Annotated in this window: 16 protein-coding genes; 14 read left to right on the top strand and 2 right to left on the bottom strand. The window is 61.5% G+C overall.

The window, feature by feature from the left end:
* Positions 1 to 814 precede the first annotated feature (814 nt).
* The 6 genes from SH412_RS18670 to SH412_RS18645 all read left to right on the top strand — a co-directional run bounded on the left by SH412_RS18670 (position 815) and on the right by SH412_RS18645 (position 14,974).
* The gene (locus SH412_RS18670) at positions 815 to 2,872 is read left to right on the top strand and encodes an efflux RND transporter periplasmic adaptor subunit (protein WP_336519525.1); all 2,058 of its coding nucleotides are present in this window, start codon (positions 815 to 817) and stop codon (positions 2,870 to 2,872) included.
* A complete protein-coding gene (locus SH412_RS18665) occupies positions 2,869 to 6,378 on the top strand; it encodes an efflux RND transporter permease subunit (protein WP_336519524.1) in 3,510 nt (1,169 codons plus the stop codon). The genes SH412_RS18670 and SH412_RS18665 overlap by 4 nt, the downstream gene beginning before the upstream one ends.
* A 75-nt stretch (positions 6,379 to 6,453) precedes the next feature.
* Positions 6,454 to 6,918 (top strand): hypothetical protein, encoded by a 465-nt coding sequence (locus tag SH412_RS18660; protein WP_336519523.1) that lies wholly within the window; start codon positions 6,454 to 6,456, stop codon positions 6,916 to 6,918.
* A 135-nt stretch (positions 6,919 to 7,053) separates the two neighbouring features.
* On the top strand, positions 7,054 to 9,774 hold the full coding sequence (locus tag SH412_RS18655; protein WP_336519522.1) for a calcium-translocating P-type ATPase, SERCA-type: 2,721 nt from the start codon (positions 7,054 to 7,056) through the stop codon (positions 9,772 to 9,774).
* On the top strand, positions 9,771 to 11,327 hold the full coding sequence (locus tag SH412_RS18650) for an efflux RND transporter periplasmic adaptor subunit (RefSeq protein ID WP_336519521.1): 1,557 nt from the start codon (positions 9,771 to 9,773) through the stop codon (positions 11,325 to 11,327). Before SH412_RS18655 ends, SH412_RS18650 begins: the two co-directional genes overlap by 4 nt.
* Before the next feature lie 59 nt (positions 11,328 to 11,386).
* A complete protein-coding gene (locus tag SH412_RS18645; protein ID WP_336519520.1) occupies positions 11,387 to 14,974 on the top strand; it encodes an efflux RND transporter permease subunit in 3,588 nt (1,195 codons plus the stop codon).
* Between the two features lie 379 nt (positions 14,975 to 15,353).
* On the opposite strand, the gene SH412_RS18640 is transcribed toward SH412_RS18645, so the two are convergent.
* The gene (locus SH412_RS18640; protein ID WP_336519519.1) at positions 15,354 to 16,799 is read right to left on the bottom strand and encodes a TolC family protein; all 1,446 of its coding nucleotides are present in this window, start codon (positions 16,797 to 16,799) and stop codon (positions 15,354 to 15,356) included.
* 793 nt (positions 16,800 to 17,592) lie between these two features.
* On the opposite strand from SH412_RS18640, the gene SH412_RS18635 reads away from it, so the two are divergent.
* The 7 genes from SH412_RS18635 to SH412_RS18605 all read left to right on the top strand — a co-directional run bounded on the left by SH412_RS18635 (position 17,593) and on the right by SH412_RS18605 (position 23,175).
* Positions 17,593 to 17,823: a hypothetical protein gene (locus tag SH412_RS18635; RefSeq protein WP_336519518.1), complete on the top strand. Its 231-nt coding sequence runs from the start codon at positions 17,593 to 17,595 to the stop codon at positions 17,821 to 17,823.
* Between the two features lie 98 nt (positions 17,824 to 17,921).
* The gene (locus SH412_RS18630) at positions 17,922 to 18,944 is read left to right on the top strand and encodes a hypothetical protein (RefSeq protein WP_336519517.1); all 1,023 of its coding nucleotides are present in this window, start codon (positions 17,922 to 17,924) and stop codon (positions 18,942 to 18,944) included.
* Entirely contained in the window at positions 18,944 to 20,011 is a 1,068-nt protein-coding gene (locus SH412_RS18625) for a helix-turn-helix transcriptional regulator (protein WP_336519516.1), read from the top strand. Before SH412_RS18630 ends, SH412_RS18625 begins: the two co-directional genes overlap by 1 nt.
* Before the next feature lie 107 nt (positions 20,012 to 20,118).
* Positions 20,119 to 20,523: a hypothetical protein gene (locus SH412_RS18620; protein WP_336519515.1), complete on the top strand. Its 405-nt coding sequence runs from the start codon at positions 20,119 to 20,121 to the stop codon at positions 20,521 to 20,523.
* A gap of 335 nt (positions 20,524 to 20,858) precedes the next feature.
* Positions 20,859 to 21,302 carry a hypothetical protein gene (locus SH412_RS18615; RefSeq protein WP_336519514.1) on the top strand — a complete coding sequence of 148 codons (444 nt, stop codon included), beginning with the start codon at positions 20,859 to 20,861 and terminating at the stop codon, positions 21,300 to 21,302.
* 60 nt (positions 21,303 to 21,362) lie between these two features.
* The gene (locus SH412_RS18610; protein ID WP_336519513.1) at positions 21,363 to 21,761 is read left to right on the top strand and encodes a hypothetical protein; all 399 of its coding nucleotides are present in this window, start codon (positions 21,363 to 21,365) and stop codon (positions 21,759 to 21,761) included.
* 109 nt (positions 21,762 to 21,870) lie between these two features.
* The gene (locus tag SH412_RS18605; protein ID WP_336519512.1) at positions 21,871 to 23,175 is read left to right on the top strand and encodes an MBL fold metallo-hydrolase; all 1,305 of its coding nucleotides are present in this window, start codon (positions 21,871 to 21,873) and stop codon (positions 23,173 to 23,175) included.
* An 18-nt stretch (positions 23,176 to 23,193) separates the two neighbouring features.
* On the opposite strand, the gene SH412_RS18600 is transcribed toward SH412_RS18605, so the two are convergent.
* Complete coding sequence (locus SH412_RS18600) at positions 23,194 to 23,928, bottom strand: hypothetical protein (protein WP_336519511.1); 735 nt, start codon at positions 23,926 to 23,928, stop codon at positions 23,194 to 23,196.
* Between the two features lie 330 nt (positions 23,929 to 24,258).
* Here SH412_RS18600 and SH412_RS18595 point away from each other — a divergent pair, with 330 nt between their 5' ends.
* The gene (locus SH412_RS18595; protein WP_336519510.1) at positions 24,259 to 24,675 is read left to right on the top strand and encodes a helix-turn-helix transcriptional regulator; all 417 of its coding nucleotides are present in this window, start codon (positions 24,259 to 24,261) and stop codon (positions 24,673 to 24,675) included.
* Positions 24,676 to 24,740: the final 65 nt, after the last annotated feature.

Below are 24,740 nucleotides of genomic sequence, written 5' to 3'. Positions count from 1 at the left end.
CTTGGCCGCCACGCAACACATTGTCACACGCTGCTTGATCTGGATGGTTGCCCTCGCGGTGCCCACCCAGGACGTGGCGTTTGCGTCGTGTGGTTGCCACGGTAGCCAGATGTCTCAGATCCGGTTGGACGCGTCGGCGGGTGACTGCTGTGCCTCGCAGCCCCGCAGCCATTGTGATGGCTGTCAGCCGCGGGATCGCAAGTGCTGCGAAACTGGTGCCTGCCCCTGTGGCGCCGGCTGTCAGTGTGGCGACGGCCGCGAGTCGGGAACGCCTGCCGTTCCTGCGAATGAGAGCCGGGCGGAGCGTGTTCTCGTGTGCGTGATTGCCAACACGCCAACGGCGCGTCGCGTGGCGGCTGGTGTGCCGTCGCTCCGTAGCGCTGTGTCTGTTCCGTCGCAGGAATCCACTTCGCTGGAATGCTGCGTCGTTCTTTGCCGCTTCACGGTCTAGGCGGCCTGCGCGGGGACATTCTGCGCATTGTGCGTCCGGGAGTTGGCGAAAGCCCTCCTGCGATTGCCCCCGCCGTCCACGTTGTCGCCGGCTGAGACTTGGGGCTCATCTCGGTGGCGTCTCGTGGCACCCTGCTTCTCGGAATTCTCCGTAGCTGGTCCGTTGATGAGCGTGCGCTCCCGGACCGAGCTGCTGGAACTGGCGCATTGGCTCTGGAGCGAGCTTCTCATGGAATCCTCACATTCGCCGACGTCGGAGACGGGTGGTCAGACGACCGAACCGATTGCCCCTGCGGCCGAAGCAGAGAATCCACCTGCAGTGAGCGAGACACGCGCCGTTCAATCCGCGTCGCGGGCGTTGGTCATGTTGCTGCTCCAACCGGTGCTGGTGCTGGCCGCGGGCACGTTGCTGTTTGTCGGGCTGGGGCTGGCGCAGCGGAAAGGCTGGATTTCCGGCGGCCACGGAGCGAAGACCGCGCCGGGCAATGGGGCCGTCGATCACAACGTCCAGTACATCTGCCCGATGATGTGCACGCCGCCGCAGGCCGAGCCCGGACGCTGCCCGGTCTGCGGGATGGAACTGGTTCCGTCTTCACACAGCCAGCATGGCGAACTGCGGTCCGTCCACATCGATCCGGCAGCGCGGCGAATCGCCAACATTCAGACGGTCGCAGCCAGGTCGCTGTCGGTCACCCGTTCGATCCGTGCCATCGGCGAGCTGCGCTATGACGAAGGGACGCTCAAGACGATTTCAGCCTACGTCGACGGTCGTCTCGACCGGTTGTTTGCCGACTACACGGGCATCGTGGTCAAAGAGGGGGATCACCTCGCGCTGCTCTATTCGCCGCAATTGTATTCGGGACAGGTGGAACTGCTCCTGGCCCGGAAGGCCCGTGAGCGGAGCCAGGCCCTGTCGACCACGAAGACGCTCTCCAGCGGGCCGGATTTATATGCCAGCGCCCGGGAGCGATTGAAGCTGCTGGGGATGACCGACATGCAGATCGGCCATCTTGAAGAGCGGGGTGCGGCCGACAGTCGCCTCGAACTGTGCGCGCCGATCAGCGGGACGGTGATCGAGAAGCTCGCGGTCGAGGGGCAATATGTCAAGGAGGGGGATCCGATCTGCAAGCTGGCCGACCTGTCGTCGGTATGGCTGATGCTGCGGCTCTTTCCCGAGGATGCGACAGCGATCCGCTACGGCCAGAAGGTGGAGGCCGAAGTGCAGTCACTCCCCGGCCGGAAATTCTCCGGCCGCGTGGCGTTCGTGGATCCGCAAGTCGATCCGAAGACCAGGACGGTCGGCGTGCGCGTGGTGATTCCCAACGAAAAGGGCATGTTGCGCGTGGGGGATTACGCGAGGGCAACGATTGAGGTTCCATTCGGAACTCAGGAGGAATCGCTCGTTTACGATCCGGAACTGGCCGACAAGTGGATCAGCCCACGCCATCCCCAGGTCATGTCATCCACGCCGGGCCAGTGTTCGGTCTGCGGAGTGGAGCTGGTTCCGGCGGCATCCCTGGGGTTCATCGGCGAACCGATTGCCGGCAGCCAGGCGATTGTCATCCCGCGCGATGCGGTGCTGATGGCCGGGAGCCACAGCGTCGTGTACGTGGAGACCGAACCGGGACGCTTCGAGATTCGCCGCGTCGTGCTGGGGCCGACTACGGGCGACCAGATCGTTATCCGCAGCGGAATTGGCGAGGGAGAGCGGGTCGCGACACGCGGCAACTTCCTGATCGACTCCCAGATGCAACTGGCCGGCAACCCTTCGCTGATCGATCCGACCAGAGCAGAACCGAAACGCGAAGAACTGCTGACGCCCGAAATGCTCGCGGTGCTGGACAAACTTGCGACCAATGATCGACGCCTTGCCGTCGAACAGCAGATCTGCCCCGTGACGAACCTCCGGCTGGGTTCAATGGGAGTCCCTCCCCGCGTGATTGCCGATGGTAAGACCGTGTTCCTCTGTTGTCCGGCCTGCGAAGGCAAGTTCAAGGCAGCCCCCGACAAGTACCAGGCCGTGCTGGCTAACCGCAAGACATCCGCCGGACCACCACCGTCGTTCGAAGATCCATTGGCGGGACTCTCGGCGGAAGACCGGCGACTCGCCAAGCGGCAGGAGGTCTGTCCGGTTGCCGATCTGAAGCTGGGAACAATGGGCCAGCCCGTGCGGCTGAGCGTGGACGGGAAGCCTGTTTTCCTCTGTTGCGAGGCCTGCCGCAAGTCGTTGCTGTCCGAACCGGACAAGTACCTGAAGAAGCTGGCGGCGCGCAACAGCAGCGAAGCAAAGCCCTCGGCCGAAGGCGAAGCGGCGGCGGGCGCTCCCTCGCTGGACGATCTTGAGATGTTTGAGATCGAGGAGATCTCCCCTCCCGAATCGCAGAAACCTAAGTCTCGTCCCGGTCGAGGGGAGACGCGATGATCGAGAAACTTCTCGCCTTCTGCATTCGCGAACGGATGCTGGTCGCCTTGGCATCGATCGTCATCGTCGCCTGGGGCTGGTATGCGACGCAGAAGGTCCCCCTCGACGCAATCCCGAACGTGGGCGAAAACCAGGTCATCGTGCTCGTCGAGTGGCTCGGGCGATCCCCCAAGGACGTCGAAGACCAGGTCACCTATCCCCTGTCGGTGGCCCTGCAGGCGGTCCCCGGCGCGAAGAGCGTCCGTGGCCGGAGTATGTTCGGTTTCAGCTTCGTCCAGGTGACGTTCGACGATGCTGTCGACTTTTACTGGGCACGGTCGCGTGTTGCCGAGCAGTTAACGACGGCGTCGGGGTCGCTGCCGGACGGTGTGACTCCGGTGCTTGCCCCGGACGCCACCGCCTTGGGCCAGATCTACTACTACGTGCTCGAAGGTCCGCCGGGCATGGACCTGGCGGAACTCCGCTCGAAGCAGGATTTCTTCGTCAAGTACGCGTTGCAGTCGGTCGACGGCGTCGCAGAAGTCGCGTCGGTCGGAGGCTACGTCAAGCAGTACCAGGTCGACGTCGATCCCGACAAGCTCCGCTTCCACAACCTCCCGCTGCAGAAGGTCATTGTGGCAGTCGAGGCCGCCAACATCGACGTCGGGGCAAAGACGGTCGAAATGAGCGGAATGGAGTTCATCGTCCGTGGGAAAGGCTTCATCGGCTCGGGGCGGACCGAACTGGAGACGATCGAGCAGATTGAGAACACGGTGGTGATCGAACGGGAGGGGATTCCAGTTCGCGTCCGGGACTTGGCGCAGGTCCAGACCGGCCCGGCGTTTCGTGACGGGGCTCTCGATTACAACGGCCATGAGGCGGTGGGCGGCATCGTCGTCATGCGCTATCGCGAGAATCCGCGCGACGTCATCCTGCGGGTGCGCGACAAGCTGAAGTCGCTGGAGCCCGAACTTGGCGGGGTCAGGATTCACGGTGTTTACGACCGCACGCTGCTGATCGACGAAACGGTCACCACGCTGACCGATTCGATCGGGCAGGAAACGCTGATCACGATCGTGGTGATGGTGCTGTTCCTGCTGCACGTGCGGGCCAGCATCGTCATTGCAATTACGCTGCCGATGGCCGTACTGATGTCCTTCATCGGCATGAAGGTGTTCCAGGTCGACGCGAACATCATGTCGCTCGCGGGCATCGCCATCGCCGTCGGCACGATGGTCGACATGGGAATCATCATCCTAGAGAACATCTACGGCGCACTCTCCGAATGGGAAGAAGCCGGATCGCCCGGCGGAGCCCAGCAGCGTCTGAAAGTCATCCGCGAGTCGGCCGCGGAGGTCGTCCCCGCCGTGATGACCGCCGTCAGCACGACGGTCGTGAGTTTTCTGCCGGTCTTCTTCCTGACCGGTCGCGATCACAAGCTATTTGCCCCCCTGGCCTGGACCAAGACGTTTGCGCTCGTGTCGAGCCTGATCGTCGCCGTGACGGTTATCCCGATGCTGTGCCGGGTCTTCCTGAGAAGCTCCCGGCTGCCGCGCTGGTCGGCGTGGCTGGCCGGCACTGGAACGGCCAGCCTGGCGGCGTCTCTGTGTCATTTCGTCTGGGCCGACCACGTCACGAGCTGGACGACGTTGAGCCTTCCGTGGGCGACGGGCCTTGCCGGCACAATCGGGTTTGTCGGCGGCTTCCTCGTGACGCGGGAGCGCATCTGGCCGATCGAGCAGAACCCCGTCAGCCGGCTGCTCCGCTGGCTCTATGGCGGTCGTCTACGTTTGGCGCTGAACCACAAGGGCCTGATGCTGTCGTTTCCGGCAATGGTTGTCCTGCTCGGCTTCGGGGCATGGTTCGGACTGCCGACGGTCCTCCGACCGGTCGAACAGCTTGTGTCGCTGACCGGCTCTGACCTGAACGAGATCCCCGGCTATGTCGACGCCAAGCACGTCTTTACCGGCCTGAAGTCGGATGACTGGATCGCGCTGGATGAAGGAACCTGGTTCTACATGCCCAGTCTCTACCCCGCGGCCAGCTTCAACCAGGCGATGGAGATTTTGCAGGCGCAGGACACTCTGATCGGGCAGATTCCGGAAGTTGCCAACGTGCTCGGCAAGATCGGACGCGCCCAGTCGGCCCTTGACCCCGCCCCGGTCGCGATGGTCGAAACGTACGTGATGCTCAAGCCGCGCGACCAGTGGCGACCCGGCATGACCGAGCGGAAGGTCTGGGATGAGATCAACGCCGTGGCGACGTTGCCCGGCGTGACGCCGGCGTCACCGCTGCAGCCGATCGAGGGTCGCGTCGTCATGCTGCAGGCTGGCATCAAGGCCTCGATGGCTGTGCGGATCTATGGCGGCACGCTCGACGGCTTGGCCAAAGCGGCCCTGGCGGTCGCGGAGCAGTTGCGAGACCACCCGCTGGTCAACAGCCGCACGGTCAATCCCGACATCGTGATGGGGAAGCCGTACGTCGAGTTCGAGGTCGACCGGGAAGAGGCAGCCCGTTATGGCATGACGACGATGATGGTAAACCAGATCGTCGCCGCGGGGCTCGGTGGAGTGGACGTCACGACGACTGTGGAAGGTCGGGAACGGTATCCGATTCAGATCCGTTTCAGCCGCGACGTTCGCGAACACGCCGACGAGCTGTCGCAGATTCCCGTCGTCACGGAGACGGACGATGTCGTGCCGCTCGCCCGCCTGGCCGACGTCACGACAACGTGGGGGCCGGGCATGATCAACAGCGAAGATTCACGGCTGGTGGCGCATGTGATGTTCTCTCCATCCGGAGCGGCTGGCGATCTGGAAACCGTGGACGGGGTTATGAAGGCGCTGACGGCCGCGCGGGAGAGTGGCAAGCTCTCGTTTCCCGAGGGGAACTTCGAGTTGCAGCCGGTCGGATCGTTTCAGAACCAGATCGAGGCGAACCGCCGGCTGATGTGGATCATCCCGCTCGTGGTCCTGATCAACTTTCTGCTGATATACCTGGAATTCCGCAACGTCCCGATTGCGCTGACGGTCTTTACCGCACTGCCGGTTTCGTTCGCGGGCGGGATGATCCTCGTCGCACTAATGGGGGTCGAGTTGAACACGGCGGTGTGGGTCGGCTTCATTGCCACGTTCGGGCTGGCGGAAGACGACGGAGTCGTGATGGCGACCTATATCCGCCAGCTCCTGAAGCGCCGGACGATCCGCTCGGTGGAAGACATTCGCAACACCGTTTACGAGGCCGGCTTGAAGCGGATCCGTCCCTGCATGATGACCACGATTACCACGCTGGTCGCGCTGGTTCCCGTGATCGTCGCCACGGGGCGCGGCGCCGACGTCGCCCGCGCCATGGCCTGGCCGGTCCTCGGAGGCATGCTCGTCGAGCCATTCGCCTCGTTCATCGTACCGACGCTGTATAGCGCCTATCTGGAATTCAAGTTCCGGGCCGGGCTGCGGGACGAAATCTGGGATGCCCCGACCGAACCCATTGAAACAATGGCCGCGCCTTCGGAACCACGTGCGGCTTAGGGAGAGCCCCGTCGTCGCGGGAGGCGTCGGCGGGAATGGTTCCGCGGTTTATAACTCTCGAAAGGAGAAGTTTCCATGCTCATCAAACGATTTGGACTGCTGGCAGTCGTGCTCTGCGTGAGCCCCTTCGCGCTTGCTGCGGGCGACGTGGCGGCGGACAAGCAACAGGTGCGGATCGACGTCCAACAAATCTGCCCGGTCTCCGGGAACAAACTGGGCGAGCACGGCGCACCGATCAAGGTGTCGATCGGCAAGCAGAAGGAACAGGTCTACCTCTGCTGCCGGGCCTGCCTGAAGCAGTCGATCTCCAAAGAGCATTGGGCGATCATCCACGACAACTTCCGGCAGGCACAGGGAATCTGCCCGGTGATGAAGAAGAAGCTGCCAAAGGACGCCAAATGGACGATCGTGGACGGCCGGATCGTCTACGTCTGCTGCCCTCCGTGCATTGAGAAAGTCACTGCTGATCCGGAGACGTATCTTCGGAACGTCGACGCATCCTATGAAGTTGCGTTGAAAGAGCGGGATGCTTCGAAGTGATCGGAGCGGTTGGGCCATTGCGGTGCGAGCGTGTTGCCGGGGATGCTCCGTGACGTTATTCCAGATAGCGGCATCTCGCATTCGCAGTGGTACGGCGTTGACCGGTGCTTTCCCAAGTCCTGAAAGGGCAATCCGATGACGCAGATGTCTCACGCCACGGCGCGGGATCGGATTCTGCAGACGCTGTCGAGCAACGACCAGACTGGCTTGTCTACGTCGCAGGTGACTGCAGCCCGTGAGCAGGCAGGCTGGAACGAACTCGCCGGCGTCGCTCCGGAACCGGCGTGGAAAAAGTTACTCGCGCAGTTTGGCGATGTCGTCGTGTGGATTCTGATCGCTGCCGCGCTCATCTCCGGTGCAATGGGCGAGTGGACCGACACCGCGGCGATCCTCGCCATCGTGCTGCTCAACGCGTTCCTGGGATTCTTCCAGGAAGACAGGGCCGAGAAGGCGCTCGCGGCGCTGCAGAGCCTGGCTGCTCCGACGGCCAAGGTCATTCGTGACGGAAAGCTCGCTCAGGTTCCCGCACGAGACCTCGTGCCAGGTGACATCGTCGATCTGGAAGCAGGAGACAATGTCCCTGCCGACTTGCGTCTGTTGTCTACCTCCTCGATTCGCGTTCAGGAGGCCTCGCTGACCGGCGAAAGCGAGCCGGTCGAGAAAGACGCCGAACTCGTCCTCCCGGAATCTACTCCGCTCGCCGATCGGAAGAATCTGGCTTTTATGAGCACGGTGCTGGCGAACGGCCAGTCGCGGGGCGTGGTCGTGGCGACGGGAATGCAGACGGAAATTGGCCGGATCGCCGGCATGCTGCAGACCTACGAGCGTGAACTGACACCCTTGCAGCGCCAGCTTGCCAGACTCGGCCGCGTACTGGTCATCATCTGCCTGGCGCTCGTCGGTCTCGTCTTTCTCCTCGGACTACTGCGCGGCAATTCGTGGTTCGAGGCGCTGTTGTCATCCGTCAGTCTGGCGGTTGCTGCCGTGCCCGAGGGGTTGCCTGCCGTCGTGACGACAACATTGGCGCTGGGGTTGCAGCGCATGGCGAGACGCAACGCCCTGGTCCGGAAGCTGCCGAGCGTCGAGACGCTGGGGTGCGTCTCGGTCATCTGCTCAGACAAGACAGGAACGCTGACCCACAATGAGATGACCGTCCGGGAATTGCTTGCGGGCGGAGTTCATTACCGGGTAACCGGTTCCGGCTACGCGCCGCAGGGAGAGTTCTTCGAGGTCTCATCTAAGGGCGAGCGGCCCGTCACACTGACGGACGTAGATGCGAAAACGGCCATGCGAGTTGCGGCTTATTGCAATCATGCGCAAGTCCAGCCGGGAAAGACCGAAGGCACCTGGAACGTCATCGGCGATCCGACCGAAGGGGCGCTGGTCGTGCTGGCGATGAAAAGCGGACTGACGTCGCGCGAACGATCTCCCCGCGTTGTCCAACAACTTCCCTTTGACTCGGACCGCAAAGCTATGTCGGTCCTGCTCAAAGACGATACCGGTCGCCGAATTCAGTACACGAAGGGGGCTCCAGAAGGCATCCTCGCCAATTGCGTCTCTGAGCGTCTGCATAACGAGGTCGTCTCAATGACTGATGATCGCCGGCGTGAGATCATGCAGGCCAATGTCGAAATGGCTTCACGCGCCTTGCGTGTCCTGGCATTGGCCTGTCGAGACGACGACGGAACCGCACCGGCGATCGACGAGACACGACTGACGTTCGCCGGCCTGGTCGGGATGATCGACCCACCCCGCGCAGAAGTGAAACAGGCCGTGGTGCGCTGTCGCGAGGCAGGCATTCGCCCGGTGATGATCACAGGAGACCATCCCGCCACGGCCGCGGCGATTGCCAGGGAACTCGGCATCGCTGCAGTGACCAACCGTGTCGTGACCGGGCAGGAACTCGACGCGATGACCGACGCGGAACTGGCAGGGAATGTCGATCATATCGCCGTCTATGCACGCGTGGCTCCCGAACACAAGCTGCGGGTCGTGCGCGCGTGGAAAACTCGCGGAGATGTCGTCGCGATGACTGGCGACGGCGTCAACGATGCTCCCGCAGTGAAGGCGGCCGATATCGGCATCGCGATGGGAGTCAGCGGAACGGATGTGACGCGCGAGGCCGCGGCGATGGTGCTGATGGACGACAACTTCGCCTCGATTGTGAACGCGGTCGAAGAGGGACGCGCGATTTACGACAACATTCAGAAGTTTCTGATCTTTCTCCTGTCGTGCAACGCCGGAGAACTGATGCTGATGCTGCTGGCGTCGCTCTTGGGATGGCCGATTCCGCTGTTGCCGGTGCAACTGCTGTGGATCAACCTCGTCACCGATGGTCTGCCGGCCCTGGCGCTGGCGATGGAGCCCCCCGAGCCCGGCCTGATGCGTCGGCGTCCAAGGCGGTCGGACGAGCCGATGTTGTCCTGGTCGCTGGGCGGAGTGGTCCTCGGTCAAGGATTGCTGCTGGCGGCCGTCGGTTCGATAGCGTTCTGGTATGGCTACGAACAGGAAGGCGACCTCGACCAGGCTCGAACGATGACTTTTTGCGTTGTCGTCTACGCCGAACTGTTGCGCGCCCTCGCCGCTCGCAGCCGCGTCTGGACCTTCTGGCAACTTGGGCTGTGGACGAATCCCTATGTCTTCGCCGCGGTTGCCATCTCCGCCTTGCTGCAAGTGGGTATCATCGCGTTGCCCTTTGCCCGGCCGATCTTCGATGTGACGACGCACACGCTGCTGGAATGGTTCGTACTCTTGGCACTGGCGCTCACGCCAGTCACAGTGATTGAACTGGTGAAGCTGTGCCGACAGTGGATCGGACGGGACCATCAGGCAGACTCTTCGGGAACATCGTCATGAACGTGAGACGACATCTGGTCAAGCTGGGCGTCGCGACCGCGGTCGTTATCGGACTCGTGTTGCTGGTCGTCTGGCTGCCGAAGACCTCCGGCAAAGCGGTTGCGGGCGGGGAGATCTGGACCTGCTCGATGCATCCGCAGGTCCGTCTCCCCGGACCGGGAAAGTGTCCGATCTGCGCGATGCCGCTGATTCCGACGTCGAAGCTGAAAAGCAAGGGGGATGGCGTGAGCCCTCGCGGAAACCTGGAGACCGAGGCGATCGCGCGACGGGAACTCTTCAAGGAGATCCGAACCGTCGGCAAGATCGATTACAACGAGTCCCGCGTCGAGCTGATCTCGGCACGCATCGCCGGCCGAGTGGATCGACTGTATGTCGACTTCACCGGAATCGAGGTCAAGGAACAGGATCATCTCGTGGATCTCTACAGCCCGGAGCTGTATTCCGCGCAGGCCGAATTGATCAGGGCCCTGGAGGCTTCCGAGTCGGGCGATAAGAAGGGAGCCGAGCGGCTCGTCGACCGGTTCACCGAAGCGAACCTGCTGGCGGTGCGCGAGAAGCTGCGTCTCTGGGGATTACTCCCCGAGCAGATTGCCGAGATCGAGAAGACTCGCAAAGTCCGAACTCACATCACGATCTACGCGCCGCTGGCCGGCACCGTCATCGAGAAGGACGTCCGGCTGGGACAGTACATCAAAGAAGGAGACCAGCTTTACCGGATTGCAGAACTCGATCCGATCTGGCTGTACCTCGATCTCTATGAGTACGACATCGCTTCGGTGCGCTACGGGCAACCGGTCGATGTTGCGCTGGAAGCCTTCCCCGGCGAGACATTCCGGGGAATTGTGACGTTCATCGACCCGTTTCTCGATGACCGCACGCGGACGATCAAAGTCCGCGTGAACCTGAAGAACCCGGATCGTCGTCTGAAAGCCGGCATGTACGCTTCGGCGACAATTCGCGTGCGTCTGTTGAGCAACGGGAGTCCGGCTCCGACGGGGCTGGAGGGAAAGTTCTCGTGCCCGATGCATCCGGAAGTGATTCAGGACGGCGGCGGAAAGTGTCCAGTCTGCCGGATGGATCTGATTCAGATTCCCGACGGCGGACCGTTCTCGGCAATGGCTGGCCACAAACACGACGAGCCGGGGCCAGTCGCTGCAGCGCCGGCAGACCGGGCGGCCCTTCCGGAAGCGACAACTACGTTGCCGGCAGACCCGCTCGCGATTCCCGCGTCAGCGGTACTGGACACGGGACGCAGGCAGATAGCCTACCGAGCGACAAAAGACGACAACTTTGAGCTGGTCGAACTACAGCTCGGCCGTCTCGCGACTTCGACCGACGAAACCGGCCTCGCGACGCTCTATTACCCCGTACTCAGTGGCTTGAACGACGGTGATCGCATGGTCGTGCGCGGTGGTTTCCTGCTCGACAGCCAGACTCAGATTGAAGGTCGACCGAGCCTGCTCTTCGCGAAGGGACAGGCGGGATCCAGTCTGCACGGCGGGCACGGATCCATGCCGATGCCCGCGCCGGCGGCAGGTGAACACAAGCATTGAGCGACGCGCACGATCGGAAGTGGCTGTCTTCGTCCACGATTTGAACGCGGGACACATTCATGGTGAGCCTCCTGATCCACTGGTGTCTCAATAATCGCTTCATGGTGATGCTGTTGACGTTGGTCACGGCGGGCGCCGGGTACTACTGCCTGATCAACACCCCGGTCGACGCCATCCCCGACATCGGCGAGAAACAGGTCATCGTCTTTGTCGACTGGCCGGGCCGCTCTCCGCAGGACGTCGAGGATCAGGTTACGTATCCGCTGACGATCAGCCTGCAGGGGACTCCGCAAGTCAAGACAATTCGCTCGGCGTCCGGCTTCGGCTTCTCGATGGTGTTTGTGATCTTCCGCGACGAGGTGGATTACTACTGGGCGCGAACGCGAGTGCTGGAGCGGCTGAACGTCGCGATGACGAAGCTTCCGCCGGGTGTGGTGCCGGTCCTCGGACCCGATGCAACGGCCCTCGGGCAGATTTTCTGGTACACGCTCGATTCCGACGAACGGGATCTTGCCCAGTTGCGGACGATGCAGGACTGGTACGTCCGCTACCAGCTGCAGGCGGTCGAAGGGGTGTCGGAAGTCGCCAGTATCGGCGGATTCGTCAAGCAGTATCAGATCGACGTCGATCCGGAGAAGCTGCGGGCGCATCGCGTAACTCTGCCGGAAGTCTATGAAGGGGTGCGCAAGAGCAATATCGACGTCGGAGCCAAAGTCGTCGAGAACAACGGTTTCGAGTTCTTCGTGCGCGGCGTGGGTTTCGTAAAGACGGTGCAGGATGTCGAAAACATCGTGATCCGCGAGGTTGACGGAACCCCGCTGCTCGTGAAGAACGTGGCGACCGTACAGCTCGGCCCGGACTTCCGCCGGGGCATGCTGGACAATGCGGGACAGGAAGCGGTCGGCGGCGTGGTCGTCATGCGGTACGGCGAGAACCCGCTGCGCGTGCTCGAACGCGTGAAGCAGAAGATTGCCGAAATCGAACCGGGGCTGCGTATCCAGCGTGCGGATGGCGCGCCGGTCCCTGTGAAGATCACACCGTTCTACGACCGCACCGATATCGTGAACGAAACGATCGACACGCTCCGCGAAGCGCTCACCGAGGAAGCGCTCGTCGCCGGCGCGATTGTGATCATCTTCCTGCTGCACCTGCGGAGTTCGCTCGCCATTCTGCCGACGCTGCCGCTTTCGCTGGGGATGGCGTTCATTGCCATGTACCTGCTGGGGATCGACAGCAACATCATGTCCCTGGCCGGTATCGCGATTGCCATCGGCGACGTGGCCGACATGGGTATCATCATGACCGAGAACATCTATCGGCGTCTGGCTGCCGAGCCGGAACGCCCCTACAACGATGTGATCCACGAAGCCGCGACCGAAGTCGGCGGTCCGATTCTCACCGCCGTGACGAACACGATCATTTCGTTCATTCCCGTGTTTGCTCTGACCGATCAGGAAGGGAAGCTCTTCAAGCCGCTGGCGTATACGAAGACATTCGCGATTGGAGCGTCGGTGGTGCTGGCGTTGACCGTGGTGCCGGTGCTGAGCTACTACGTGCTGAAGCCGATCCGCTGGTCCCGGCGAACCTCCCTCCTGTGGGGCGGAGGACTCGGACTGGCGACCCTCTACCCCGCCTATGTGCTACTCCACGCGGGGTTTGGAACCCGCAGCCCCTGGAGCGGCTGGCCGATGGCGATCGGAATCAGCATCATGGTCGCCGCAGCCGTCTATCGCATGGGCCGCGAGCAACTGGTGCCGCTCGAAAAGAACGTGGTCTCGCGCGGCATCCACGGAATCTTTCACCCGTTGTTGCACTGGACGCTGGACCACAAACCGACGTTTCTGGCGATTCCGGTTTCGATGGTTCTGCTCGGCATGCTCGTGTGGCTTGGATTCGCCAGCATGGCGTACCCGGTGTCGGCAACGCTGAAGCTGGCAGGCGCCGATATCACGAAGAATGCCGCATGGAATCGTCTCGACCAGGTCTTTCCGGGAATCGGGCGGGAGTTCATGCCGCCGCTCGACGAAGGCTCGCTGCTCTATATGCCTTCGCTGCTGCCGTCAGCCTCATTGACGGAGGCTCGCGATGTCATCGCCCGCCAGGACGTCGCGATTCGTGCGGTGCCGGAGGTGAAATCCGTCGTTGGTAAGGTGGGCCGGGTCGAATCGGCGCTGGATCCGGCCCCGATCGGCATGTTCGAGACGATCGTTATCCTGAAGCCGGAAGACGAGTGGCGACGCGTCTCTCAACAGCGCTGGCACAGCGAGGTCGCCTGGTTGAACTGGTCTCGACCAGTGCTGACGTACCTCTGGCCGGAAGTGCGGCCGATCACCAAGGAGGAAATCCTTCAGGAACTCGAAGCCACGACGGCGATTCCCGGCGTCCTGCCCACCTGGCTGCAGCCGATCCAGACGCGCATCGTCATGTTGCAGACCGGGTTTCGGGCGATGATGGGCGTGAAGGTCTTCGGCTCGGACCCGCGCGAGATCGAGCGGATTGGGCTGCAGATCGAACAATTGCTGCAGAAGGTGCCAGGTGCAGTCGACATTGTCGCCGACCGCATCGTCGGCAAGCCCTATATCGAGTACGAAATCGACCGAGCCAAAATCGCCCGCTATGGAGTCCATATCCGCGACGTGCAGGACGTCATCGAAATCGCGATTGGCGGCGAGAATCTCACGACCACCGTCGAAGGCCGTGAACGCTATCCGATGCGTGTCCGCTACCTGCGCGAGTTGCGGGAGCGATTCGACGATCTGGAACACATCCTGGTGCCGACGTCGAGCGGTGCGCACATTCCCATCGGGCAGGTCGCCACGATTCGCTACACGATCGGTCCGCAGGAACTGAAGAGTGAGAACGGCCTGCTGGTCGGCTACGTCACAATGAATACGCGCGACCGGGACGAAGTCAGTGTCGTGGAAGACGCCGAGCGGCTGCTGCAATCCGAGAAACTCCGGAGCGACGAGCTCGTCGCCGTCGGAAAGCATGCGGAGGCCAGCCTCGTCCTGCCTCCCGGCTACTACTGGAAATGGGGCGGTCAGTTCGAAAACCAGCAGCGTGCGACGAAGCGCCTGTCGTTGCTCGTGCCCGTCGTCCTGTTCGCGATGTTCGTGATGATCTATCTGGGGTTGGGCAAGTGGTGGCTGGCCTTTATCGTCTTCTTCGGTATTCTGGTCTCAGCGTCCGGCGGCTTCGCGCTGTTGTTCTTCTACGGCGCGAACGTCAGCGTCGCTGTCTGGGTGGGCTTCATCGTACTGTTCGGAGTGGCGGACGACGCCAGCGTCGTCATCCTTAGTTTTCTCGAAGACAATTTCCGCGGCAAACACCCGCAGAGCGTCCCCGAGATCCGCGGACTGGTGATTGAAGCCACTTTGAAACGCGTCCGCCCGCTGCTGATGTCCACAGCCACCACCGTCATTGGCCTGATGCCGATTTTCCTGACGCACGGTCGAGGCTCCGACGTAATGCAGCCGATGGCCATCCCCAGCGTGGGCGGCATGGGAGTACAGCTCGTGACGTTCCTGATCGCGCCGTGCATTTACTGTCTGGTCAAGGAAGCGCAATTCCGACGGGACAGTTTCATTGCCGCGAAGACTGCCACTGACTCGGCAGGCCAGTCATCTCCAGCGTCGAAGACACCGTGATGCCGTCGATCCTGCGTTACGACGAGGCGACATCGGACTGGGTGATGTTCGCCAGGATCCCGATTGCCGAGATTCATCGCGAAACAGGGATCTGATCTGAAGCTCAACCCATAACGACTCCGCCGCATTTCACGGCGAGGGGGCGGGCGGAGGAGACACAGCCGGAGTCCGGTGGACTGTATAGCTGCTCGCGACGGGCGTCGGGCATCCGGAATAACTCACATACGGCAGCGGCGGATCGGGGCAGTAATTGTAGGAGACGCAGCCACACGGGGACTCGTGGTACGCATGGGCGCAACCGGAAAGCGAGGCAAGCACCAGCAACCCAAGCCGGCGAATCGAGTGCGTCGGGTGCAGCATGACCGTCTTCCCGTCGTTGCTAAAAAGGATCCGCCGGCAGAGCGATCGCGCCTGGAACGGGAACGGGTGGCATCGGACTCGAAATTGCCCCGCCCACCACTCGCTCCAGCGTGCTCAGCGTTTGCCGCAACTGGCTTTCCTGCTGGCTGAGCATGACTCGGAACTTCAGCAATTGCCGCCAGTTGTCGACGAGCTGCAGGAAGTCCGTCTGTCCGACCCGATATGCTTCCAGGGAGACTTCGAGCGTCTGCTCCGCCTTGGGAATGATCTCATTCTTGAACAGGGCCACCAGGTCGCGCTGACTGAGCGCCTGCGCGAAGAGATCTTTGACCTCGGCCTGAGTGCGATCCTTCATCGCGTCGTATTCGCGGGCGCTGGAAACGGCTTGCGCCTCAGCTTCGCGAACGCCGGCCTGCAGCTTCTTGCGGTAGAGCGGTACGTTGATCTGCGCCCCGATGTTGAACATGGAGACGCCGTCAGCGGCAGCCGATAACGCCCCGGACGTCGTCATGCCGCCCCACATGGCGTTCAGCGTGACATCGGGATAATACTGCAGCCTGGCCAGCTCCACCTGAGACAGGTCGCGGCGGACCGCCGCCAGTTGGGCATGCAGCTCCGGACGAGCGGTAATCGCCTGCTGGTAAAGTCGCTCCAGATCCTGCGGAACTTCCTCTTCGGGCCACTCATTGAGAGCCTGTAAGGGGGTCTCGGGCGAGACGTGAAGCAACTGAGCTAGGCGTGCGCGGGTGCTCTGGAGCTGTTGACGCAACTGGATCAGTTCTGAGTCCACGTTGGAAACTTCGACCTGAGAACGCAGCACGTCCTGCTGGCTGACAGCCCCCGTCGTGTAACGAATCTCAGCGATCTCGCTCAACTCCACCAGCAGACCGCGACTCTGTTCCGTGATGTGGATCGTCTGCTGCGAAAAGGACAGCGCGTAGTAAGCCCGCTTGACCTGCTCGACGATTTCCAGCTCTGCGGCGACAAGCTCGGCACGGGCGACATCGGTGCCGGCTTCTGCGACTTCCGACCGCGTTTCCAGCTTGCCGAGCCACGGCAAATTCTGGGACGCCATCACGTTCGCCGTCGAACGTCCTCCCGCGGTCTGCAGCACATACGGAGAGAAGGGATACCCATTCACTCCGAGCATCGGATCTTCGAGACTCGCCGCCTGGGGCACGCGATAACTGGCGGCTTCGACGCGTTTCCGGGCCGCCTGAATCCGGGGATTCTGCGAAAGCGCGACGGCGACGTATTCGTCGACGGTTGACGGTCCGGCCAATTCCGAAGCCACCGGAGTGATGGCTGCCAGTGCCGGCTGCGAGTCCATCATCGCCCGCGCGACGTCGGACTCCAGTTGCGCATATTCCGAGTCATGAATCGTCCGCGCCGACCGACAGCCGCTCACCAGCAGAACAGCGGCCAGGCTGACGCAGGAAGGCCACTGTGAGCGGAACGACAACATGACGTAAGTCCCCACGGGCCGAAGGTCCTCATGAATGCGATGCGAAAATGACTCCGCCAATCCACAGCGGCCGTCGCACGAGTTCGCCGGCACATTCGCTGCTCTGGGTCTTATCGGAAAAGTCAACCCATCGAGACTCGTTGACGCAAAACCCGCCTCACAGAGAACGCGGTCCCCCTATCTTTCCAGCGGACGTTGCCGCAAAGGAATGGCTCTTCGAGTTGGTGCGCAGACCGTTTTCAGCACTTCGCTCGAAGACTCGAAGAGCAGTAAGGCGTTCGGCGTTCCACGAAGACGCTCGCGTTCGGCCCTAGTTTCGTGTCGTCGTACCGGGTGTGGCGGCGGTCTGAATATGCAACGCCGGGCCGCTCGACAGCGCGGTACTGTGTAGGAAGCGGAATCCTGCGGGCGTAGTGGAAAGCTTCGTCGACTGGTCAGTTGTCCTCGTGTGGGATGTCGGCAATTACGCTGGATCACGCAGGCGGAATGGCGGCGAAACTGCGAACTCTCGCAATCCGCCGCACAACACAGCTGCGGTGCGAGCGATCAGATGATGGCACCGACTGAAACTTTCGGACTGCAGCAGCCTGAATCTCTGACCGTTGGCTTGCTGAGAGCAGAGTGCCACTTAATAGACTGATCTCATACCTACCGTATCGCGATTATGCGAGACAAGTCGGAAGGAATCCAAGGTACGAATCGGCGATTCCTCTTGCTTCAACAAGAACACTGGCTTCCTGCGGGTAGTCGGAGAAGTGACTGTTTACCCGACTCACGAACAAGGAACGCGACGATGGCGAAAGCAAAGCAGCAACCGGCCCACGAAATCCGATTCGGAGCCATCAAGGCGACGATCTGGGAGAACCAGACGACCGTCGGCACCCGTCACAACGTGACGGTCAGCCGGATCTACAAGGACGGCGAAGAGTGGAAGCAGACCGAGTCCTTCGGACGCGATGACCTGCAGCTGCTGGCCAAGGTCGTCGACCAGGCTCACACCTGGATTCATCAGCAGGGAGCGTAACGCACGGTCGTTGACGGAGTGTTTTGCGACCGGTATGACCCACCCGTGGCCGAGGACGATGCCACCCTGTTCGACGGTCCTTTCTGGCGGAGCAGAACGTGGCGGTTTCGGACAAAGCCTTCAACGCGATTGTCGAACGATGCTGGTTAGCCCTGCAGCTCAAGTTCCAGCACGGGACTGAGTCTCGGGCGAGGCCGTTGCTGGATGCGGAATTCCGACTGATCGAGCAGCGGGGATTCCAGGAAGCCCTCGTGGAGATTGTCGAGTTCGCGGATCGAATTCATAAGCAGAAGGCCGTGTTTCACGCCATCGGGGCGGGTGGCTCGTCGGTCATTCTGTTTCTACTCGGATTTTCGGATGTCGATCCCGTCCGCTACCGGACCCATTTCCAGCGACTCTGGTGCACATCAAACGGTGAGCCACCGACGGTGCAATTCGTCGTGCTCCCGGCGGATGGCAAGCCGTGGGACGACATCCCTCGACCTCTCTGCGTCACAGTTCATTCTATGACCTCCCTGGAGGCGATCCCCGAGATCCTCCGCCGGCAACTCCCGGATGTCACGGTTCGGAGGTCTGAGAAAGCTGTCTTTGCCGCGATCCAATCCGGCGACACTGACGAAGTCTTTCAACTGGACTCTGAACCTGTTCGATCCCGGCTGTCTCAAATCCGCCCATCGGGAATCCGAGCCCTGGCGACGGCGACTGCCGTGGAGCAAATCAGCCTCAGTCACCCTGAGATTGCCGAAACATGCATCGCCGGGCGAGGGGAAGAACCGACACTGCCGATCCTGTTCCAGGAAACCATCATGGAACGGCTCCACCGGCAGGGACGGGTTCCGTGGAACGAGACCTATCGCTTCGTCCAAGCAGCAGCGAAGGGGAGGGCGAGCCATGTCGATGCCATGAAGTCTGGGTTCGACCTGCAGGTCGACCAGGAGCACGCCGCTGAGGACGGAGCACTGCCGGATCAACTGGCGGAGGCGAGTCGATGGGCGGTTTGCCGGGCTCACCATGTGGCGAACGCCATCACCAGCTACCGAGCGGCCTACTATCGGACGTTTCATCGGCAAGCCTTTGAGAACGCCCTGCAACGAGTCTCTGATTGGGATCGAGCAAACTGATGGCAAAGCGGCTGAAGAAGACCTCTGCAACCGGTTCCACTGGCCCGAAGCCTGGCAAGCAGGATCGGCCGGACCGAGATCGACGAGTCCGCCAGGCGGATCGACTGGCCCGCATCCTGCGAGTTCTCGAATTGATCCAAAGTCGAGGACGCTGGACCACGAGAGCGATCGCGGAAGAAATCCAGTGCTCGGAACGGACCGTTTACCGTGACCTGGACGTCCTCAAGTTCGCCGGGATTCCGTATTTCCGCGAAGGCTATCAGCAGTTCGTCCGAGTCCGTTCTGATTTCCGGTTCCCGGTGATGTCATTGACCGAAGACGAAGTTCTGGGACTTTCCCTGGCGACGGTGATGTCAAAAGCTCCCGGCCTGGATGTCACTCCCGGAGCCGGTCCGACCACCCGGAAGCTGGCGGCGGTCTCCCGTGAAGAGACTCAGGAACTCATCGACGACGCGATGCGGCTCGTTTCCGTCCTGGACCTGAAGCTCGCGGACCACAGCCGGCACCATGAAGTCATCAAGACGATTCAGCTGGCACTGCTGCGGGGCTGTCAGATCTCCGGACAGTACGAAAGTCCGTATGAGCCGGCCGCGGTGAAGCTCAAGCTGCATCCCTACCGCCTCTGTCTGATCAAGAACGCTTGGTACGTCATCGGACGCCAGACTGAGGACGCGGCACCGAAGACATTCCGAGTGGCTCGCTTCAAGGCCCTGCGTGCGGTCGCGGAACCTGCAGTCGTGCCAGAGGATTTCGATCTGCGGGACTACTTCGGCAATGCCTGGGCGGTGTACCGGGGGGATCGCTCTTACGACGTCGAGCTCTGGTTCCCCAAAGCTTCCGCTCCGCTCGTGATCGAGACTATCTGGCATCACACGCAACGGGTGACGCGGCAGAAGGATGGCAGCGTGATCCTGCGGTTCCAGATCGACGGTCTGAACGAAATCCTGCACTGGCTGCTCTCGTGGGCTGGCCGGGTGCGGGTGCAGCAACCCGCCGAACTGAAAGAACTGTTCGTCAAAGCCTTGAAAGACGCGATCTCCCTCCAGGCAGCGGCCGATCAGGTCTGACCCGCCCCAGTCAGGTCCTTCGGGTATCAGGGGAAGAGACGTCGGACGGTGGTGATCGCATGCAGATCACGGTCCGGCGCTTGCAGCCCTGATCTGGAGGATGACCGTTGAAGACGTCGCAATGCTGGAGTGTTCTGGTTCTGGTCGGGATGATCGGGTGTTCGGCCAATATGGTCGGTACCGAGGCCGCAGCCCGAAAGTTCTTTGATGTCGAATTCCAGAAGTGGATGGCCGGCGAGAAGAATTCCGTCTCGACCATGAAGTCTCGGGTCAATCTGCACCAGGAACCGATCAGCTACGAAATCCGTAGCGTGGTCCCGGACGAACCCGACTTTCTGGCGTACGACAAGTCCCGCGAACTGCCGAAGGATTGGAGAAGCTGGCCAGCCTTCAAGCTGAATGTCGCCATCGAGTGGAAGTCCCAGGTTGGGACGCCGCTCACGAATGTCACGACCTACACCTTGACCTGGAATGCCGACGAGAAGCGGTGGTACGTCATGGAACGCTTCTGATTGACCCAGCTCACCAATTCCGGTCTGTCGGCTCGAAATGACCGAAGTCGCCGGAAATCACCGGTGGCTGACCCTGACTGACCCGCCCTTGTCGCACCGAGCGGATATTTCTGGGGATGACTGGCTCCCGGAGAGACGCAATCCCCGCGAGGGGGAGGCGAGTCGGAACAATCCCGCTGGCTGCCGGCCGTGAGTCCTCGTGATTCGCCAAGCCGGTCGGACCAGCACACCAGGGGTGATCGGCCGACACACCGCCATGAACAACCCAAGGCTCTCCGGGAGCCCGTTCCTTGAGGCATCAAGCCGGATGGTCACCGCCGACGATGGAGAGGCTCATGCCGCGACGGAGGCTCCGGCCGTCAGTCCTGTATCACTTCGACCAACAGACGCTGAGGCGAATCCAGCGGACTCCAGATTATGGCTTCCATGTGGGAGTCTGGTGGCAGGATGACGAACGTGTCGTGGCGTTCCTGCAATCGATTGCTGAGATCAAAGCCACAGGGTATCTCATCGACTCGGATCTCTCCCACGATTCTGCCTGGGAGACAGCCCGTCGCGAATTGTCCTGTGCAGAGGCGACCGAATTCTTCGACGTTCCCCGCGGTCGCATCCTGTGGGATACCGCACATCAGGCCGGCATCATCTATCACGGAAACTCGACTCCGGCCGAAGTCTTTGACGATCTGGCCCGCCTCTATCGGCTCCCTCGCTGGCAAGCCCGGTTGGACGAGCACTACCTGACCGGCGAGGCACTGGAAGAATTCTACCGGCTGGACTGAAGGCCAGCCCAGATTCGGCGCCGCAGGCAACCCTTCTTCATCACAGGACGTTCAATCGCCATGAGCTACCGCCCCAAGGTCTACACGATCGGCCACGTTCTGGGAATGACTGGAATAGTGGCCGCAACGACTGCAGTCATTTACGTGTCTCGGCACAGGAACCCGGACCTGGTGTGGTTCATCGAGAATGTCGGCCTCTATATCGGCATTGCCTGCACCGTCCTCACGTTCCTGTTCGGTCTGTCGATCCTCGGAACCCGCTGTTACGACGAGGAGACCAACCGGCAACTCGAAGCCGAACACGACCGGGCGGTGTTCGAGTGGAACGGCAAGAGTCCGGAAGAACGGGCCATCATCACGGCCGCCCGACAAAACGAATTGCTGCAGCTCACACAAATCCTGCAATACGACAGGATCATCCGCAATCAGGAAGCATTGAACCGAAATCGTCCAGGCTGACAACGGACGATTGTGCGCAACGGCGCTTTAATCCACGGATCTCCGGCAACCTCTCGACGATCTGACTCAAACCCCGATTTTCAGCTCCAGCAAGCAAAGCAATCCCAGCATGCAAGTCACGATTCACCGGGGAACTCACGAGATCGGTGGCAATTGCATCGAGATCGCCACGGATCGAACTCGAATCATCCTCGACATCGGGATGCCGCTGTTCAACGAGGACCGGGAGCCCCACGATTCGGCCCAGCTCCGGCGACACTCTGCAGAGGAACTCCGCCGAGTCGGAATTCTGCCCCAGGTGCCAGGGCTGTTTGAGGACGGCCCGGCTCCGGATGCCATTCTCCTCTCCCACGCTCACGAGGATCACACCGGACTGATCCGACACTCTCAAAATGAAATCCCGATTTATGCCGGAGTGGGGACGAGCAAGATGATGCTGGCCGGAGCGAAGTTTGCCGGTCAACCGACACTGCCGAGACATCGACATCGGGAACTTCCTTCCGGGCAGACCATCCAGATCGGGGACTTCGCGGTCACCGTGTTCTCCGTCGACCACTCCATCTACGGGGCTCAGGCATTCCTCATCGAAGCCGAGGGCAAGTCGGTCCTCTACTCGGGGGACCTGCGGCTCCACGGCCGGAAGCCAGGGATGCACCGGTCGCTCATTGAAGCCGTCAAAGACCGGGCCATCGACGTCCTCCTGATGGAGGGGACGCACATCAGCCATCCCGACCATTGGGGACCGAACGAGTACGAACTCGAAGACGAGATCACGGAGCTGGTCCGGTCGGCTCCTGGGCTGGTCCTGGCGTCATTTTCACCCCAGCACGTCGACCGGCTGGTTGGCTTCTACCGTGCGACGATCAAAGCCGGCCGAACCTTCGTCGCCGACACCTACACCGCCTTCGTGATGCACCTGCTCGCCTCAGAGACTTCCATCCCGAGGCCGGAGTCGGCCGAGAATGTGAAGGTCTTCTTCCCGAAGTTCTTTCTGGAGACTTTCGAAAAGAAACGACTCGAAGGATTTTTCTTTTTGATGTCCCCGGCCCGGATTGGGGTGGAGGAAATCCGCTCGAATCCGTCCCAGTACGTCATGCTTTTCCGCCCCAGCATGCTGGAGAGCGACTTCGGCGGAACCCTTCCGCCGGGCACGCGATGCCTCTACTCACGCTGGACGGGTTACCTCGACCGCCCGGACTGGCAGCCCGTGAAAGACGCTCTGACGAAAGCCGAAGGCGACCTGATCGAGGTCCACACCAGCGGCCACATCTTCCACGGCGATATCATCGACCTCGTTGGTCAGCTCAGCGCGAAGCTTGTGGTTCCGATTCACACGTTTGAACCCGAGAAGTTCCAGGCGTTTCTATCGACAGTGAAACTCCTGGCGGATGGCGAAACGATGGAGGTGACGTAAGCTTCTGTTCGTGACGAATCAGGTCAGCCAGGACGCGGTACGCGAGAAGAAGCCATCGATGTCCGACTCTGCCTGTGCAAACCGCATCGAGATCGACGTCGGGCGCCGACCGTGTTTGATCAGATCGCGCCAGCCTGGGCTGCGTTCCGACCGGTCGTGGTAGTTGAAGTACTCCGAATCGGCAAGCACGATGACTGCCGGCGGCGCTGCGAGATTTGGCTCAATCCCCTCAAAGCCCGCTGGAACGGGAATTCTCTGCTTCAAGTCACGGAACTCTGAGATCAGTCTCTCGAAGGTGCCGGCCGATGTCAGGCAGGACAGGTAGTCCAAGCCTTCGAGAACTGCAGAGATAGGTGGACAGCTGTTGGAACCGAGTTTGCCCTCGAAAACGACGAGGCCGCCGATCTGCGTCAGCCCGACCAGGTCAGCTCGTCGCCCATTCTCGTCAGCCTGATTTGGCACTTCGTAAGAAAGGAGCCAGACAGGCGTGCCTTCGATCAGAAGGGCGCCCTTTGTTTCCTGCCAGCAGCGATGGCAGAGTCCATAGACTGCCCGCTTTTCGGGAACTTTCACGTTGAACTCGTGACGAGTCCGGTCAATCAGAATTCGCGATCCGGAATACGGTCGATCGACCTGCCGTTGCCGTTCAAACTCCGTCTCCAGCATCCAGCTCAGCAGCACCGGCCACTCGGGACGTGGGCCGACATCCTCTCTCAAACCATTCATCCAGCTGCGAAACGTCGTGTCTGGCAAGGTGGCTGCTCCGATCGCGGCTGCGAAACTGATGGTGGCGTCGCGACAGCGCCATCTCTTCGTCGGAGCATTGAAGCAGTTGATAGTGCCAACAGATGGGCACTGCCAATTCCCAGTTTCGGACTTTCCTGCGGCGGCTGCGTGACGACAGTGGCGTTCGCGAGAATTCCGGCACAATGACTTTCCGACCCGTCGTTTGCAGCGGATCGCACTGTCACTGCCGGACTGTCAATCATCTTGAACCACAAGACCGTGAAGTGACCCACAGGTGTCTCATTGGTCTGCGACGATCTCGATTCTTGTCACAGGAGTCGGGAGTCACGGACGGGCGTGGGCACAGAGAAGAAGCGAACTGATGCGGAACGCCGGGCGCGGCAGTGCGAGCGTCTGAGTCGCCTGCTTCGTATTCTGAAGCTGATCATGGGGCCGGGGCGCTGGGATGCTGAGGCGCTGGCGCGCGAACTGGAATGTTCGCGCCGCACCGTCTACCGCGATCTGCAGACACTGTCCATGTCCGGTGTTCCCTGGCGGTACGACGATCAGCTCCAGGCCTATCGTGTGATGCCGGGGTTCAAGTTCCCGGCGCTCCCCGGCAGTCCGTCGAACGGCACACCGCCGAGCATCCCTCAGGAACTGCTTCAGTCGGCCCGCACCGTGCTCAATAGTGGCGAAGCATTTCTGGGGGCGTTACGGCAATTCTGCGCCGCACTTGAAGAATTCAGGCCTGCCAGCGGCGACGATTTGTAGGCCGATTACGGCATGGCAGAGATCGCTGAAGCACGGACGACCGAACGAGTGCTGGAACGCAGGGG

Origin of the sequence: Planctellipticum variicoloris (assembly GCF_030622045.1) — a bacterium.
GTDB classification, from domain to species: domain Bacteria; phylum Planctomycetota; class Planctomycetia; order Planctomycetales; family Planctomycetaceae; genus Planctellipticum; species Planctellipticum variicoloris.
Note: the sequence above shows the minus strand (reverse complement) of the source record. Positions and strands in the feature narration are given on the sequence as shown.

What these genes read in the sequence shown, in the direction of transcription:
- SH412_RS18670 (WP_336519525.1), top strand. Translation starts at nt 815, where the DNA reads ATGTTGCTGCTCCAACCGGTGCTGGTGCTGGCCGCGGGCACGTTGCTG.
- SH412_RS18665 (WP_336519524.1), top strand. Translation starts at nt 2,869, where the DNA reads ATGATCGAGAAACTTCTCGCCTTCTGCATTCGCGAACGGATGCTGGTC.
- SH412_RS18660 (WP_336519523.1), top strand. Translation starts at nt 6,454, where the DNA reads ATGCTCATCAAACGATTTGGACTGCTGGCAGTCGTGCTCTGCGTGAGC.
- SH412_RS18655 (WP_336519522.1), top strand. Translation starts at nt 7,054, where the DNA reads ATGACGCAGATGTCTCACGCCACGGCGCGGGATCGGATTCTGCAGACG.
- SH412_RS18650 (WP_336519521.1), top strand. Translation starts at nt 9,771, where the DNA reads ATGAACGTGAGACGACATCTGGTCAAGCTGGGCGTCGCGACCGCGGTC.
- SH412_RS18645 (WP_336519520.1), top strand. Translation starts at nt 11,387, where the DNA reads ATGGTGAGCCTCCTGATCCACTGGTGTCTCAATAATCGCTTCATGGTG.
- SH412_RS18640 (WP_336519519.1), bottom strand. Translation starts at nt 16,799, where the DNA reads ATGTTGTCGTTCCGCTCACAGTGGCCTTCCTGCGTCAGCCTGGCCGCT.
- SH412_RS18635 (WP_336519518.1), top strand. Translation starts at nt 17,593, where the DNA reads ATGGCGAAAGCAAAGCAGCAACCGGCCCACGAAATCCGATTCGGAGCC.
- SH412_RS18625 (WP_336519516.1), top strand. Translation starts at nt 18,944, where the DNA reads ATGGCAAAGCGGCTGAAGAAGACCTCTGCAACCGGTTCCACTGGCCCG.
- SH412_RS18615 (WP_336519514.1), top strand. Translation starts at nt 20,859, where the DNA reads ATGCCGCGACGGAGGCTCCGGCCGTCAGTCCTGTATCACTTCGACCAA.
- SH412_RS18610 (WP_336519513.1), top strand. Translation starts at nt 21,363, where the DNA reads ATGAGCTACCGCCCCAAGGTCTACACGATCGGCCACGTTCTGGGAATG.
- SH412_RS18605 (WP_336519512.1), top strand. Translation starts at nt 21,871, where the DNA reads ATGCAAGTCACGATTCACCGGGGAACTCACGAGATCGGTGGCAATTGC.